This is a genomic window from Luteimicrobium subarcticum, from assembly GCF_002798015.1.
Taxonomy (GTDB): domain Bacteria; phylum Actinomycetota; class Actinomycetes; order Actinomycetales; family Cellulomonadaceae; genus Luteimicrobium; species Luteimicrobium subarcticum.
The window spans coordinates 404,414-420,571 of record NZ_PGTZ01000008.1 but is presented as its reverse complement, the minus strand read 5'-3'; the positions used below and the strand labels follow the sequence as shown (position 1 = coordinate 420,571).

Below are 16,158 nucleotides of genomic sequence, written 5' to 3'. Positions count from 1 at the left end.
CCACTACAACTACCATCGAGCCCATACCGCCGCCAGTGACAGACCCCCAGCCTCACGACTACGCCGCCACGTCACCAACGTCATGAGCCAGAACACCTAAGCCGCGTCGGTCTCGTCGTCCGCGCTCGAGGCCGCACCCTTACCCGCCTCGAGCTCAGCGAACCTCGCCGCCATCGTCGGGTTGCCACGGGTGAGGCGCTTGATCGTGAGGTCCTCGGCCTTGTCGTTCGCGAGGCGCAGGTTGTTGGCCGCCTTGTACAGAGCCTGCTTGGTCTTCTCCAGGTCCTTGATGGCCTCGTCGATGCGGTGGATCGCTTCGTCGAACCCGTCGGAAGCGAGCCGCCAGTTGCGCCCGAACTTGTCCTTGAACTCCGTGAGCTGTGCCTCGAAGTTCGTCACGTCGATGTTCTGCTGCCGGACGGCTTCCAGCTCACGCTTGTAGGCCAGTGCATCGAGCGAGGCGTTCCGGAGCAGGGCGATGAGCGTCAGGAAGAACTGCGGCCGGATGACGAACATCTTCTCGTGCCGGTGCGACACGTCGACGATTCCGGTGTTGTAGAGGTCGCTGTCGGCCTCGAGGAGCGAGACAAGCACGGCGTACTCGCAACCCTTCTCCCGACGGTCCTTGTCCAGCTTGGCAAGGAAGTCCTCGTTCTTGTGCTTGGTCGCCGTTGTGTCGGACTCGTTCTTCATCTCGAACATGATCGAGACGATCTCGGTGCCCGACTCGTCGTAGTCACGGAAGACGAAGTCACCCTTGGTACCGGACGACGCGTCGTTATCCTTCTCGAAGTACGCCCGCGGGAACGCCGCCGCGCGCAGCCCATTGAACGAGTTCTCGCAGTGCTGCTCAAGCGTCTCGCCGACCATCTTCGTGGACAGCTTCGCCTTCAGGTCCTTCAGCCGCACGATCTCGTCCTCGCGGTCCTTGAGCTGCGTCTCGTACCGCTCCTTGAGGGACTTCTCGGCGAGCACGATCTCCGTCGACTTCGACTCAAGGTCGGCCTGAAGCTTGTCGCGCTCCTTCTCCACGACGGCGACCGCAGCCGTCAGCGCGAGCTGCTGCTCAACGTCGGCCTTGCCGAGACGGGCCTTGAGGTCCGCGATCTCCGCGTCCTTGGTCGCCTGCGCCTGCGCGAGCTCGCTCGCCGCCTTCGCGTTCGCCAACTCGACGGCGGCTGCGACGTCCTTCTTAGCCTCGGCAAGGTCGCTCGTCAGGCGGTCGCGATCCCGCTCGACCTCGGAGAGCGCCTGTGTGACCGCGAGCGCCTTCTCGGTCGCTGCAGCGTCGACAGACGCCTGGAGCTGGGCAACCTCGGCGGAGAGCGCGGCCTCCTTCGCCTCGGCGGCCCGTTCCGTCTGAGTGATGGCGAGCTTGATCGCGGCGTCCTTCTCTTTCTCGGCGGCAGCAAGACGGTCGTGGACGTCGCGCTGGAACTCCTCGTTCCGCACCTGGCTGACGATCTGGGCGTAACCCGCCTCGTCAACGGTGAAGGCCTTGTTGCAGTGGGGGCACTGGATTTTGTGCATGGGTTCTTCCTTTCAAGAGGCGAGCGGCAGGCGAGTCAACCCCGCCGACGTCGGGCGTGCCCGGTCGAGCACATGTAGAAGTTCTCAAAGCGCGAGGGTCTGCCGCCGAGACCGGATACCCGGGTACCCAGCCGTTCCGGGGCCGCACTACACGCGAGGCACGTCGCCTGGACCGATGAGCTTTGCGACCTCGACGAGGTAGTGCCCGAGTTCGTCCAGGCCTTTGATGCCGGCAGCAAGACGCCGGTTGGCGTTGATGGATCGGATGACATTCTGCGCGGTGCTCTTGATGCGACTGTCGTCCTGCCCGAGGAGCTCGCCAGCGGCCTGGTAGCGGTTCGGGGGCGTCGCGGTTCCCGCGATGAGGTACGCAAAGAGCGCCCCCATACGTTCGCGCTGCGTGGGCGTGAGGGCAATGTCGGGCCGCGCAAGTGCGGTTCGCCCGGCTTGCGGACCGACAGGCTCAGGGCGGTCACGTGCGACAGGCAGGGACAAGCTCGGCTCGGCGATGGGCGTCAGCCTCAGCACAGTGCGTACTTCAAGCTCCCACTCCAGTGTCCATTCCCCTCGCTGGAGGAGCACGAGCGCGTTGGGCGCGAAGAGGGCGCCATTGGGTTCGTCGATGAACGGGCCCGCGATCCGAACCCGCGCCTCGGTGCTTCCGACGGTTCGCCGTCCATTCCGGATGAACCAGCCGAAGCGAGTCCAGTTGAGAGTGGCGAGTTCGCGGGGCATGTAGCGGTTGACCGATGGTGACCGCAGACCGGCCCGCTCCGACCGCCCGATGGTCACCCGCTCCTCAGTGTCGAGTCGCAGCACCGGCGTGAGATCGTCCCCCACTTGCAGCACGGCAGCTGCGTCCCACGACAACACAACGGACATCCTGAGGCCTCCTCGATCGCGGCCAGGCTACCTGCGTGGATACCGAATTACCCGCCCCGAGCGCCGCCCTCGGCAACTACGCCAGTCTTGTCGCTCGTCCGGCCGGACCCGTGCCGTCGAGGGTCAAAGCCCGATGACGCTGTACTCACTAGTTGGGCAGGAACGCGCAGGTCGCGGCGGGCTCGCTACCCACGCTCCGATAGAGTCAGGCGACACCCAGATCAACGAGGAGAGACCCATGTCGCAGGGCCCTGACGCCGCGCAGCGGTACAGGTTGTCCTTCAGTACGGGTGGCCTCTTTCTCCTCGGCGGACCGGTGGCAGCACGACTCTTCCTCGACTTGCATGACTGGGCGGCCGTGCGCGGCGCACTCAACGCGGGCAACCTCCTCCAGGCCCGCACCGTGTCCAGCGCCACACGCTGGAGCCGTGAGCTCGTCCAACGACTCGAGGAGCTCTCCGAGAGCGAGGTCAACCTCCTCGCGGACGCCATCAGTGACGAGCGAGCGCATCTGCTGTGGGCAGCCGCCTGCCGGCGCTACGACCTGCTCGGTGAGTTTGCCGAGGAGGTGCTCCGCGATCGGTTCCTGCTTCTCGCACCGGAGATCCATGCGGAGGACTTCGAAGTCTTCCTTCGCGGCAAGGAGCCGTGGCACATCGAGCTCGATGACCTCACCGAGTCCACACGGCGTAAGTTGCGCACGAACACCTTCCTCATGATGCGCGAGGCCGGCTTCCTCACCGACTCGGGAGCGATCGTTCCCACGATCCTGTCCGAGCGGCTCCGGATGAGTTTCGCAGCGAACATCCCGAGCGACATCCGATTCTTTCCCACGAGGGAGGCTGCGTGAACGCGGCAGAGGTCGTTGCCCAAGAACAGCACCTCGTCGAGGTCCTGGGCAGCAAGCGGTTCTTGCAGATGGAGGGCATCGGCAACGAGGTCCCGTTCTTCATCTATCCCTACGACCCCGAGGATGCCCTCGCTGTCGCCGATGCGAAGAAGCGGATCAAGAACAAGCTCGCGAACAATGGCGTGACCGTCGTCGAAGTCAACCTCTACGACCTCGCCCTGGAGATTCTCAAGGACCGCGGCGTCTGGGACCGCCTTACGCACCTTGAGGTCACCCAGGGCAAGGGCGCACTCATCAAGCCGTTGCAGAACATGCTGGACCCGAAAACGAAGCTGGTTCCCGCAATCCGCGAGAAGCTCGAAGCCGCACCATACGACGTCTTCCTTCTTACCGGGATCGGCGAGGTATTTCCGTACATCCGCTCGCACAACATCCTGAACAATATTCAAACCATCGCCGGGAGCAAGCCGATGCTGATGTTTTTCCCCGGTGAGTACAAACAGTCCAGCACGTCGGGTTCCTCGCTCGTGCTCTTCGGACGCCTGAAAGACGACAACTACTACCGGGCGTTCGACATCCGCACCTGGGAGGTCTGAGAAGTGAACCTGCACGACATCTTCGACAAGGACATTACTCGGAACATCGACGGCGTCATCAAGGCCGATGACGACCGCCACCTCGGCACAGAGGTCTCCGAGTACGTCCTGACGAACGAAGCCGAGAAGGCGCTGGCCAACCTCCTTGAGGCCTACACCAACTACACCACCGCCAACGGTGTCTGGATCTCGGGCTTCTTCGGCTCCGGCAAGTCCCACATGCTCAAGATGCTCGCCCACCTGCTCGGCGACGTCGTCGGTCAGGACTTCCCGCGCACGGAGGTCTCCGAGACCTTCAAGGCGAAGACGAAGGACTCGTTCCTCAGGGCATCGCTCACGAAGGCCGAGAAGATCCCAGCACGCAGCCTCCTGTTCAACATCGACCAGGTCGCTGACGCATCCGGCGGCAACAAGACGGACGCGATCCTCAAGGTCTTCGTCAAGGTCTTCAACTCCGCCCGTGGCTACTACGACATGCAGCCGCACGTCGCCCGATTCGAGCGCGACCTCGAGAACCGTGGCCTGCTCGACGTCTTCAAGACGGCCTACCAACAGATCTCTGGCCTCGACTGGCACGACGGGCGCGAGCTCGACGTGCTCGAGGAGACCAACGTCGCCGCCGCGTACGCACAGATCATCGGCGGCACAGCGGGCGCGCCCGAGAACATCCTGGAGAAGTATCGCGACTCCTACACAGTCTCAGTCGACTCCTTCGCCGACGAGGTCATCGACTGGCTCCACACCCAGGGTCAGGCCGTCCGGCTCAACTTCTTCGTCGACGAGGTCGGTCAGTTCATCGGCGACGACCGCAGCCTCATGCTCCAGCTCCAGTCGATCGCCGAGACCCTCAACTCCAAGGGCAACGGGCGCGCATGGGTATTCGTCACGAGCCAGGAGGCACTCGACAAAACCATCGGCGACCAGAACAAGACCCAGCAGTTCGACTTCTCGAAGATCCAGGCACGATTCTCCAACCGCGTCAGCCTCACAAGCGCCGACGTCGAGGAGGTCATCCGTAAGCGCCTGCTCGACAAGGGCGACGCCGGCAAGGCCGCCCTCAAGCCGATCTACGCCTACGAGCATGGAAACTTCAAGACCTTCTTCGACTTCGCCGACGGCGGGAAGACGTACCGCAACTACGCCGACGAGGCGCTCTTCGTCGGCACCTACCCGTTCGTCAATTATCAGTTCCCCCTCTTCCAGGCGGCGCTCGTCGGCCTCTCGGACCACAACGCATTCACGGGACGGCACCAGGCCGTCGGCGAGCGCTCGATGCTCGGCGTCGTCCAACAGGTCGTCAAGGGCATGGACTCCGCGCCCGTCGGCACGCTCGCTCCCTTCGACGCGATGTTCGAGGGCATCAGTGAGACCGTCCAGTCCAGCGCGAAGCGCGCGATCGACGTCGCATCGAAGAATCTCCCGGAACTCGACTCGGACCTCACAAAGCTCGCGATCCGCGTGCTCAAGGCGCTGTTCCTCGTGAAATACGTCGACGGCTTCCGTGCCACGCCCCGCAACATCACAGCGCTCATGTACGACCGGTTCGGGCTCAACCTCTCGGCGCTGTCGAAGAACGTCAAGGATGCTCTTGCTCTCCTGGAGTCGCAGAGCTACATCCAGCGCAACGGTGAGAGTTACGAGTACCTCACCAGCGAAGAACAGGACGTCGAGAAGGAGATCAAGACCGTCGATATCGACGGCTCCGAGGTCGCCAAGCGCCTGTACGAGCTGCTCCAGCAGAGCGTCATCAAGACGAACAAGTACCGGTACGCCACCGGCCAGGACTACGCCTTCGGGTACAAGATCGATGACGCGGTGCACGGCCCCCAGCACGCTCTGACCGTCCATGTCGTCACGCCCGGATACCCGCACGACCTGCCGACGATCCGTCTGCATTCGACAGGACTCGACGAGGCGCGCGTGGTGATCGGCACCGACGACGGCCTGTTCGCCGATCTGCGTCTGCTGCTCAAGACGGAGAAGTACGTCAAGCAGAAGCAGACAACCTCGATCACCCCGGTGCAGCAGCGCATCCTTGGCCAGAAGGCCGAGCTCAACCGCGAACGCGGCAAGGAGATCCTTGAGCGCCTGCGCGTCGCGGTCGGCAAGGCGACACTGGTCGTTCACGGAGTCGACGTCACGTCCAGTAGCGCCGCTGCCGACCAGCGCATCTTCGACGCCCTTGCGACCCTCGTGGCGAAGACTTACCCGCAGCTAAGCCTCCTGGGCGGGAAGACCTACGGAAGCGCCGACCTCCGGAAATTCGTGCAGCCCAAGGACGACGGGCTCGGGTTCACGGTGGACACCGCGCTAACCGACGCGGCGAACGAGGTATACTCCGTCGGCATCAAATCGCAGGTGGATATCGGCCAGCGAGTCGACGTCAAAAAGCTCATCGAGAGGTTCACGGGCAAGCCCTACGGCTGGGACCAGGGGTCGATCCTCGCGACCATCGCCCACCTTTACGGCGAGTCGCGCATCAAGATCGAGCTCAGTGGCAACGAGCGCAAGCGCTCGGATGTGCCCGGTGACCTCGCGAACAGCCAGCAGTACGGCAACCTCCGTATCGACCTGCGCAAGGACTACGACCAGCGTAAGGTCACCGCGTTCCGCAAGTTCGTCCAGGACTTCTTCGACGAGCCCGACGTGCCGAAGGACGCCTTAGAGGCCGCACACGCCGGCTCGGAGAAGCTCACGGCGATGCTGAAGGAGCTGAAGGCGGACAAGAACCGCTACCAGTACCCGTTCATCGCTGCGCTCGACGCCCCCATCGAGTTGCTTGAGGGTGTCGTCGGCAAGACCGACGAGTGGTATCTGACCGACTTCGACCACGCTGACGAACTCCTCGAGGCCAAGGGCGAGACCCTTGACAGGGTCCGCGCGTTCCTCAACGGTCAGCAGCGCGTCATCTATGACAACGCGCAGAGGTTTCTGACCTCCACGGCGGACAACCTCGGCTATCTGCCCCGCGATGCGGCCACCCCAGTTCAGACGGTCCTGGATGACTGCAATGTCTTCCGCGGGAACAAGATCGCCCAGCTCCAGACCGCCGTCGAGTCGCTGCGCCAGCAACTCGACAACGTCATCAAGGACGAGCAGATCGCAGCCGCCAGCGCGATCGAGGAACGCCGGACCGCCCTCGCCGGCACTGACGAGTACCGCGATGCGACGCCCGAGGCACAGGCCGCGGCTCTGGACGAGGCAGACGCCGCGCGCGACGCCGTCTGGAGCGAACCGAGCATCGCAAAGATCAAGCTTGCAGCGGCGAACTTTGCCACCGCGAAGTTCCCCCGCCTGCTCGACCGCCTCATCGCTTCGGCAGCGACGCCGGTGGTTGTGGGCCCCAGCCCGTCGGACGACCCTACGGCCAAGCCGCAGAACCCGTACACGGTCACCCCCGCCAAGTCAGTCGCACTTACTCAGGTGACCGTGTCGCACGACAAGCACGTGCTCGCCACGGTCCAGGATGTCGACGACTACCTCGCCGCGCTACGCACCGCGCTCCTGAACGAGATCAACGACGGAAAGCGAATCACCCGCTGATGAACACCGGATCGCTGAAATCCTTCGCGACCAAGGCTCGCCTCGACCTCATCAAGGGGGTCCGCGCTCGCCTCAGCGTCGTGCTCGCCGAGAACTCCATTGCACGAGTCGAGTCCCGAGATGCGATCAGGGCGCTCGAACGCGCCATCGGGAATTATGGACGCGAAGGGGTCGTCGACCGTGTCGCGTATACGTGGTTCAACCGGATCATCGCGCTGCGATTCATGGACGCAAACGCGTACACGCCATCGGCCGTCGTGTCCCCCGAGGCTGGCCGGGTGACTGGACAGCCCGAGATCCTTGCCGAGGCGAAGAGCGGCACGTTCGACCCTGACATCGTGCCGCCGAAGACCGCTGCCAAAGTGACCGCCTTCCTCAACGGCACGACCCCGTCGAGCGACCCACAGGGCGAAGCCTACGGACTCCTCCTGGAGGCGTATTGCCGCCACTGGAACAAGGCCCTACCCTTCATGTTCGAGCGTGAGGGCGACTACACCGAACTCCTCATCCCGAGCGCGCTACTAGCGGCCGACTCGGTGCGCGCTCAGGCCGTCGAGACTCTCACACGGGGGGTGTGCGAGGACGTCGAGGTGATCGGCTGGCTATACCAGTTCTACATTTCGGAACGGAAGGACGAGGTCTTCGCCGGGTTCAAGAAGAACAAGAAGGCTGGCGCCGACGAGATCCCCGCAGCCACCCAGCTCTTCACCCCGCACTGGATCGTCCGGTACCTCGTCGAGAACTCTCTCGGCCGGCTGTGGATGCTCAACAACCCGACGTCGAGCCTGGTCGACCAGATGGAGCACTACATCGCTCCCGTCGACGACGACACCGACTTCCTCAAGATCTCCGGCCCGGAGGAGCTCAAGGTCGTCGACCCGGCTTGCGGGTCGGGACACATGCTCACCTACGCGTTCGACCTCCTCTACTCGATCTATGAAGAGCAGGGGTACACGCCCTCGGAGATCCCCGGTCTCATCTTGAGCCACAATCTCTACGGCATCGAGATCGACCCCCGCGCTGGCGCACTCGCCGCCTTCGCCCTCACCATGAAGGCTGCCGCACGTCGCAAGCTCTTCCTCAAGAAGCCGGTCGCACCGAACGTCCGCGTACTTGAGCCCGTGAAGTTCACTTCCGACGAGCTCGACCTCCTCCGCCCGCCGACGATAGGCCGCGTCAAGCGGTCACGTGGCACGGAGACCCTCGACCTCTTCGACCCGACCCGAGACGAGATCGACGGCTTCTGGAACCAGTTCCAACACGCCGACACCTTCGGCTCGCTGATCCGCCCCGACGCCGACCTCATCGCGCCGCTCCGCACCCACGTCGAGACCCTCGAAGATGACATCCTCGGCGCGGCCGAGCTTCGCGAGGCGGCCGAGAACGTGCTCGACCAGGCCGAGTACCTCACCCAGCGCTACCACGTCGCCATCGCCAACCCGCCCTACATGGGCGGCAAGCAGATGAACCCGCTGCTTTCACAGTTCATGAAGAACGAGTACCCGGACAGCAAGTCCGACCTGTTCGCTGGCTTCATCGAGCGCTGCACCGGGCTGGCGCTACCTCACGGGGCGGCTGCGATGATCACGATGCAGTCGTGGATGTTCCTTAGTTCGTACGAGAAGCTCCGCTCGTCGCTCCTGGCGAACCAGTGGATCACCTCGATGCTCCACCTTGGAGCTCGCGCCTTCGACTCCGTCGGCGGCGAGGTCGTCTCCTCGACTGCGTTCGTCCTGACCAACCTGCCGTCCGAGAGTCGCAACCAGGCGGGCTCGTTCATCCGACTCGTCGACGGCAACTCGGAATCGGAGAAGGCCCGCGCGCTGAGCGCCGCACTCAGCGAGCGAACCACGGACGCCGGCTTTCATCTGGCATCCGGAGACGACTTCGCGGACGTCCCTGGATCCCCGATCGTCTACTGGCTCAGTGAAAAGATGCGGGCCGTGTTCACGACTGGCGCACGTCTCGGCACGGTCGCTTCGCTGGCAGTGGGCCTCCAGACGGGCGACAACAACAGGTTCCTGCGCCAGTGGTGGGAGGTGTCCGGCGTTCGCACCGCCTTCTCTTGCACCTCACGTGAAGACGCCGCGGCGAGTGGGGCACGCTGGTTCCCGTACAACAAGGGCGGCGAGTTCCGTAAGTGGTACGGGAATCAGGACTACGTCCTCAACTGGGAGAACGATGGAGCCGAGATCGTCGATTTCAAGCCCCGCTCAGTGATCCGCAACCCCAAGACCTACTTTTCACCGTCCGTGTCGTGGTCGGACATCTCGTCGGGCGAAGCTGCATTCCGGCGGTACCCAGCCGGCTTCGTGCACGACTCGACGGGACACTCAGGTTTCGGAGGGCACGCGGTTCTGGACCAGATCTCATTGCTCCTGAACTCGCGATATGTAATGGAAGTCATGCAGGTTCTTGCACCAACGATGCACTTCCACATCGGGTACGTAGGACTGGTCCCGGTGGCCGACGGCGTGCGAGCGCTCGCGACCAGCGCAGTCGACGACCTCGTCGAGACATCTCGGGAGGACTGGGACATCTCTGAGACATCGTGGAACTTCGCGCAAGATCCGCTGGTCGCACTCGCCTGAGCGTCTGTGCCGTGGCTATGAACGACCGGCAAGCTTCACGAGTGGGTTGTCCTCGAACTCCCAGGATGTTTCAAAGGTATTCCAGTCTGACCTTGCTTCATCGATCGCCCGCTCGGCGAGTGACTCGCCGTCATCCGGGTCGACCACTGGCAATCCCGCGACCTGTCCCACCTCGTAGTTGAGTGTCGGAGCCACCGCGGCCAGCTGCTCAAGTGCGACCTGTGAGTTCGCGAACGAAAGCAACCCCACCCGCTCCCGGCTTGTCGCCGCGAAGATCGACGTGCCCGCGACGTCGTAGACGAACCCGACGGGATAGGCGCGGAATGCCGGTGCCCCGCTACTGACCTTCGACCATGACACGGACGGTGAAAAGTACGTGCCCGTGTTCTGGGCACGGGACCTCGGACGGCCACCGTCCTCGGTGCCGAATGTCCGAATCTCGGCTCCATCGTTGTCCCAGTTGAGGACGAACTCATGGTTTCCGTACCACTTACGGAACTCGCCGCCCTTGTTGTACGGGAACCAGCGTGCACCGCTCGCTGCGGCGTCTTCACGTGAGGTGCAAGAGAAGGCAGTGCGAACGCCGGACACCTCCCACCACTGGCGCAGGAACCGGTTGTTGTCAGCGGTCGCTAGCCCCTGCCGTAGGTTCGCAACCTCGCTTAGCGGACGGCCGGTCGCGAAGGCGCCCCGCATCTTTTCACTGAGCCAGTAGACGATCGGGGAACCGGGGATCGCCGCGAAGTCCTCGCCTGACGCGAGGAAGAAGCCGGACTCCTGGCTCCGCTGGGCGAGGGCGACGCGAAGGTCCCGTTCCTTGCGGTCCGATCCGAGCGGCGTCAGCCGCACGAAGGGCGCGTGCCGCCCCCTGCTGCCAGTCATCGACAGCACGAAGGCAGCGTTGGCGCCGAAGACGTCCGGGTGGTTGGACACGTCGCGCATGTGAACGAACGAGTCGAACGCGTGGCCGTCCATCAGCCGCAACCTCAGTGCCTCGAACGACTTGATCGACATCCAGGTATCGCCAATGACGATGGCGAGCAGACCGTTGTTGAGCGCGAGCTCGATTCCCCTGGCCACGAACGCTCCGTAGAGGTCCTGCTTGACGTCCGCGTACTGATCCTTCATGAACTGTGTTGCGGTTGGCGCTGCTCGATACTCGTCGGCGGACAACTTGCCCAAGCGGCGGCGACGTCTCCCCGCGGGGCTCCAAGATGGGATGGCTACCCCGGTGGCTACCCTCCCTGCTTCCTCGCGACGGTGAACATGGAGCAATGCCAAAGTCGAAGCAGCGCAGCAAGGGAACCGGATCCATCTACCAGAACTCTCGGGAGCAATGGGTTGCTGCGATCGAGGCCGGGTGGACCTCACGCGGTACCCGACGCCGGCTCACGCTCAAGGCGCGGACCGAGGTGGAGGTCCGCGCCAGGCTCACGGACGCCCAACTACGAATCGCAACAGAAGGCCCCGCGGCATCGTTCGGCAGCGTCACGGTTAAGCGGTGGGCCGATCAATGGCTCGCGTTTCGGCAGAGCGTCGTTCGGCCCGGCACGTTCGTCGCGGACCGGTCAGCAGTTCGACGGTGGATCGTGCCGACGATCGGGCACCTGAGGCTCGATGCGCTGACGCCATCCGACGTTCGCAAGGTCGCCGCGACCCAGGAGGATGCGGGGCTGGCACTGGCCACCATGCAGCGCACGCATGCGGTGCTCGGCAAGCTCCTCACGGACGCGGTCGCCGAGGGGTACCAGGTCTCCCAACGCACGCGAGAGGCGGGAAGCCCGGGGGCTGGTTGCTCACCGAGGCAGTCGCTGAGCGTCGAGGACGCAACAAAGATCCTCACCGTGGCAGCCGGAAGGCCCGACGTGTCACGCTGGGTCGCGGCCCTCGTGGAGGGCCTGCGCCCCGCCGAGGCTCTTGGGCTGACCTGGGGCATGGTCGACCTCGACGCCGAGACGATGACGCTGGCCTGGCAGCTCAAGGCGCTCCCGTACGTCGAGTTCCGGAACCCTGAGAGCGGGTTCCGCGTCCCGCGCGGATTCGAGTGTCGTCACCTGCATGGTGCGTACCACCTCGTACGGCCGAAGACGCGGGCGGGCAGCCGGGTCATCCCTCTCGTTCCCTGGCTTGTCGACGCGCTCGGATCGTGGGCTGAACAAGCCCCGTCGTCGTCTTCGGGGTTGGTCTGGCCCCAGGACGACGGCACGCCACGCCCGGCGGAACTCGACCGCAGGCAGTGGTACGACATCGTTGAAGAGGCCGGCGTCACCGTGACGCTCCCAGACGGCCGGACGCGGCACCCGTTGCTCTACGAAGCCCGCCACACCGCGGCCACCCTGCTCCTCGCGAACGGGATCGACGAGACTACTATCAAGGCCATCCTCGGGCACTCGACGGTGCTCAGTACACAGTCGTACCTGCACACTGACCGAACGAGAACCCGAGCGGCGCTGGCGGCGTCTGCAGAAATGCTCGGGCTAGGCGGGTAGCCTGGGCAAACGCACTTCGGCTACCCCCATGGCTACCCTTCGACCGCCTGTGAGGACCGGAGATGCACCACCGGCGTCCGGCAAGCTCTCGTGAGGCACCTCGTTGAAGACCCTTGAACAGATCGTCGCTCAGCACCTGGACGAGTGGAAGGCACGCTCCCTCGCTCAGCAGCAGCTGGAGATCGAGAACAACGAGGCCGTCGCGAAACTCTACGGGCTCGAAGACGAGGTTCCCTCACACGTGCCGCTGGAGCGCGTGTCGCTGACGAACAATTCTGCCTTCCGGTGGCCGAACAAGACGCCCGAGGAGCGCGACGCCCTCTTCACCGAGTCGGCCATCGTCGACCTCATCTCGTACGCGGTCGGCTGCATGTTCGGCCGCTACAGCCTCGACGAGCCGGGGCTCATCATGGCCGACCAGGGCGCGACCCTCGCGGACTACCTCGCGAAGGTCCCGAATCCGACGTTCATGCCGGACCAGGACAACGTCATCCCGATCGTCGACGGCGACTGGTTCGAGGACGACATCGTCACCAGGTTCCGTCAGTTCCTTCGCAACGTGTTTAGTGACGCCAACTTCGAGGTAAACCTGGCCTTCGTCAACAAGTCGCTCGGGGTGAAGGACCTCCGCGAGTACTTCATCAAGACTGCCGGGCGTGGGGCTTCGTCGAAGTTCTACGACGACCACGTCCAGCGCTACAAGAAGCGCCCGATCTACTGGATGTTCTCCAGCCCCAAGGGAGCCTTCAAGGCGCTCGTCTACCTGCACCGCTACACGCCGTCGACGGTCTCGATCGTGCTCAACGAGTACCTCCACTCGTTCGAGAGCAAGCTCGAGGCCAACCTCGAGCGGCAAGAGCGGGTCGGTGCCGGCCTCGCAGGGGTGACCCCGACGGAGGCCGCTGCCGCGCTCAAGGAGGCCGACCGGCTCCGGAAGATGCTCGTCGAGCTGCGCGACTACGAGCGCGACACGCTCTACCCGCTCGCGCAGCAGCAGGTCGCCCTCAACCTCGATGACGGCGTTCTCGTCAACTACCTGCACCTCGGGGCCGCACTTCAGGACATCGGCCTGGAGGCGAAGCGCCGAGAGGTTGAGACCTGGACCTGGCCTAGCCAGCCCCTCAAGGTTGGTGACGCGGAGTGAGCGACCTCGGAGCCCTCCAATCGGCTCTCGTTGAGCGGTTCAAGTCGGGCAAGCGGGCGGGCAGCCGGCACGTCGCGTTCTGGCACGACCTGAACGGTGAGTACGCGAGCAACCTCGACGCGCTCGCCGCGGGCGTGGGCGACGTCAAGGTCATCCGGGTCGACGGCGACGAGTACGCAGTGAAGCACCGACTCCTCACGGAGGAACCGGACCAGGCATTCATCGTCTACCGCACCGGCGAGATCCCCGACGGCGTCGGCAACTGGCTGCTCGACCTCGAGCTCGCCTATGGCGTCTTCACCGCAGACCGTGCCGCACTGGTCTCGCAGGACCTCGGCGTGCCCGAGAACCTCATGCCAGTCGTCGCCGAGCACGAAAAGTTCTTCAACAGCGTCGACCGTTCCCAGAGGCTCAAGAAGCTCCTCGACCCTGACGACGACCGGACGAAACTGCGCGCAAAAATGTCCGCCGTCCTCCTCAAGACAGGCGAGCACGCCATGCGCGAGCTGACGCGAGCGCTCATCATCGAGAACGCCCAAGGCTCAACCACCGGCTTCGATTCGCTCGTCGACCAGGGTCTCGCTGACTTCCACTGGCGGGGTTCAGCAGAGATCTACGGCTACGACTCATCCGACCCGAGCATCGACGACTTCGTCATCTGGGTTTTCCAGAACGCGCGCGAGGGGTTCGTGGCGGCGAACCGGAACCTCGAGCTCGACTTTGCCTCGTGGCGCAACGAGTACCGCAGCCGCGAGGCGATGGCCACGCTCGCGCGTCGTGTCGAGAACGACCTCCAGGTCAGTGCCTCGTACCAGTCCGTCGACTTCCACGAGCTGCTCGACAGCGACACGTTCGAGGTGATCGACCGAAAGATCATCACCGACCTCGCACGCGGTGTCAGCGAGCAGACGTTGTCCTTGCGTGACGTCACCGAGGCCGAGCGCGCTCGGCAGGGCACGTTCTGGTACCAGCTCGACGAGGCCTGCGAGCGCCTCCGCCCCCTCTACACGGCGATCCGCACGGCGGCCGAGCTCCTCGACCGCATCGAGCACATGTCCGTAGCCACATCGTCGTTCGATGACGGCCTCGCGAAGTACACCGGTGGTTGGTTCAAGATCGACCAGCTCTACCGGCAGTTCCTCTATGCCGCGCGGAGGACGAACAGCCCGGCACCACTCGACCCCCTCCTGACGAAGATCGAGGGCTTCTACACGAACAAGTTCGTCATACCGCTGGCGACAGAGTGGCAGAAGCAGGTCGACGCCGCGACCGCGTGGAAGTCCGCGACGTTCCGTTCGCAACAGGCGTTCTACGCGTCGCACATCGCGCCGCTCGTCGCACAGAGTAAGCGAGCCGTCGTCGTGATCTCCGACGCACTGCGGTACGAGGTAGCAGACGAGCTCGCCTCTCGCATCCGGCAGGAGAACAAGCTCGGCGCGAGCACCGACGCGATGCTCGGCGTCGTGCCTAGCTATACCCAGCTTGGGATGGCGGCTCTGCTCCCGCACTCGACGCTCGCGTTCGCCGAGGTCCCCAAGAAGAGCGCAGTACTCGTTGACGGCCAGCCCGCGAATGGCACCGCCAGCCGGGCAAAGATCCTTGCCGCTGCTGCCGGTGGGACCGCCGTGGTCTCCGACGACATCGCCACCAAGACCGTGCACGAGCTCCGTTCGTGGCTCAAGGACTACTCGGTCGTGTACGTGTACCACGACGTCATCGACGGGCGGAGCCACAAGCTCGGCTCCGAGTCCGGCACGCCCAAGGCAGCCGCCGACGCGATCGATGACCTCGTCACCCTGGTCAAGCGGCTCAACTCAGCGGACGCCGGACGCATCTTCGTCACCGCCGACCACGGCTTCCTCTTCCAGGAAAAGACGGTCGAGGACTCGGACTTCCTCCCCGAACCGCCGAGCGGCGAGACCGAGTTCCGTGACCGGCGGTTCCTCTTGGGAAGAGACTTCGCCGAGTCGGATGCGTTCGTCACCTACTCCCCGGAACAGCTCGGACTGGCCGGCTCCTGGCAGGTACACATCCCGAAATCTGTCTACCGACTCCGGCTCCAGGGCGCCGCCGACCGCTTCGTGCACGGCGGAACGACACTTCAGGAAGTCGTCGTCCCTGTCGTGACGGTGACCAAAAGCGGTCGCACCGACGACGTGCGCAAGGTCGAGATCCAGATCCGACCCAAGACCCCGACCATCACGGGCGCGAACCTCGTCGTCGATCTCTTCCAGGCCGACGCAGTGAGCGACAAGGTACAGCCACGCGAGGTGCGCGCTGGTGTGTTCTACGACGAGACGCTCATCTCCGATCACGTCACACTCGTGTTCAACTCCGACTCTGCCGAGGCGCGCGAGAGGTTCCAGCAGGCCAAGCTCAAGCTCAGCCCGGAGTCCGACAGCTTCAACAACAAGCAGGTCGAGTTGCGGCTAGAGGAGCTCATCCCCAACACGACCCAGTGGGTGGTCATCCCTGGCGGGCGTGCCCAGTTCACTATCCGCCGCTCGTTCTCACTGGACTTCTAGGAAGATAC

10 protein-coding genes are annotated in these 16,158 nt (G+C 64.3%); 7 read left to right on the top strand and 3 right to left on the bottom strand.

Annotated elements, in window-relative coordinates; genetic code table 11:
- Nucleotides 1-96: 96 nt before the first annotated feature.
- Both CLV34_RS10675 and CLV34_RS10670 read right to left on the bottom strand, forming a co-directional pair.
- On the bottom strand, nucleotides 97-1,530 hold the full coding sequence (locus tag CLV34_RS10675; RefSeq protein ID WP_100350252.1) for a DUF2130 domain-containing protein: 1,434 nt from the start codon (nucleotides 1,528-1,530) through the stop codon (nucleotides 97-99).
- Between the two features lie 147 nt (nucleotides 1,531-1,677).
- Nucleotides 1,678-2,412 (bottom strand): FHA domain-containing protein, encoded by a 735-nt coding sequence (locus CLV34_RS10670; protein WP_100350251.1) that lies wholly within the window; start codon nucleotides 2,410-2,412, stop codon nucleotides 1,678-1,680.
- A 238-nt stretch (nucleotides 2,413-2,650) separates the two neighbouring features.
- Between CLV34_RS10670 and CLV34_RS10665 the strand changes: the two genes are divergently transcribed.
- The 4 genes from CLV34_RS10665 to pglX are packed head-to-tail and all read left to right on the top strand — an operon-like array spanning nucleotide 2,651 to nucleotide 9,992.
- On the top strand, nucleotides 2,651-3,262 hold the full coding sequence (locus CLV34_RS10665) for a DUF1819 family protein (RefSeq protein WP_100350250.1): 612 nt from the start codon (nucleotides 2,651-2,653) through the stop codon (nucleotides 3,260-3,262).
- Entirely contained in the window at nucleotides 3,259-3,858 is a 600-nt protein-coding gene (locus tag CLV34_RS10660; RefSeq protein WP_245859173.1) for a DUF1788 domain-containing protein, read from the top strand. The genes CLV34_RS10665 and CLV34_RS10660 overlap by 4 nt, the downstream gene beginning before the upstream one ends.
- A gap of 3 nt (nucleotides 3,859-3,861) precedes the next feature.
- A complete protein-coding gene (brxC, locus tag CLV34_RS10655; protein WP_100350249.1) occupies nucleotides 3,862-7,401 on the top strand; it encodes a BREX system P-loop protein BrxC in 3,540 nt (1,179 codons plus the stop codon).
- Entirely contained in the window at nucleotides 7,401-9,992 is a 2,592-nt protein-coding gene (pglX, locus tag CLV34_RS10650; protein ID WP_100350248.1) for a BREX-1 system adenine-specific DNA-methyltransferase PglX, read from the top strand. Before brxC ends, pglX begins: the two co-directional genes overlap by 1 nt.
- A 15-nt stretch (nucleotides 9,993-10,007) precedes the next feature.
- Here the strand turns inward: pglX and CLV34_RS10645 are convergent, their stop codons facing one another.
- Nucleotides 10,008-11,120, bottom strand: coding sequence for an Eco57I restriction-modification methylase domain-containing protein (locus tag CLV34_RS10645; protein WP_100350247.1), 1,113 nt, complete (start codon nucleotides 11,118-11,120; stop codon nucleotides 10,008-10,010).
- A 146-nt stretch (nucleotides 11,121-11,266) separates the two neighbouring features.
- Here CLV34_RS10645 and CLV34_RS10640 point away from each other — a divergent pair, with 146 nt between their 5' ends.
- From CLV34_RS10640 to pglZ, 3 genes are all read left to right on the top strand, one after another.
- On the top strand, nucleotides 11,267-12,481 hold the full coding sequence (locus tag CLV34_RS10640; RefSeq protein WP_170044651.1) for a tyrosine-type recombinase/integrase: 1,215 nt from the start codon (nucleotides 11,267-11,269) through the stop codon (nucleotides 12,479-12,481).
- Between the two features lie 103 nt (nucleotides 12,482-12,584).
- Nucleotides 12,585-13,625 (top strand): BREX-1 system adenine-specific DNA-methyltransferase PglX, encoded by a 1,041-nt coding sequence (locus CLV34_RS10635; protein ID WP_245859172.1) that lies wholly within the window; start codon nucleotides 12,585-12,587, stop codon nucleotides 13,623-13,625.
- Nucleotides 13,622-16,150: a BREX-1 system phosphatase PglZ type A gene (gene pglZ / locus CLV34_RS10630; protein ID WP_100350245.1), complete on the top strand. Its 2,529-nt coding sequence runs from the start codon at nucleotides 13,622-13,624 to the stop codon at nucleotides 16,148-16,150. Before CLV34_RS10635 ends, pglZ begins: the two co-directional genes overlap by 4 nt.
- Nucleotides 16,151-16,158 lie beyond the last annotated feature (8 nt).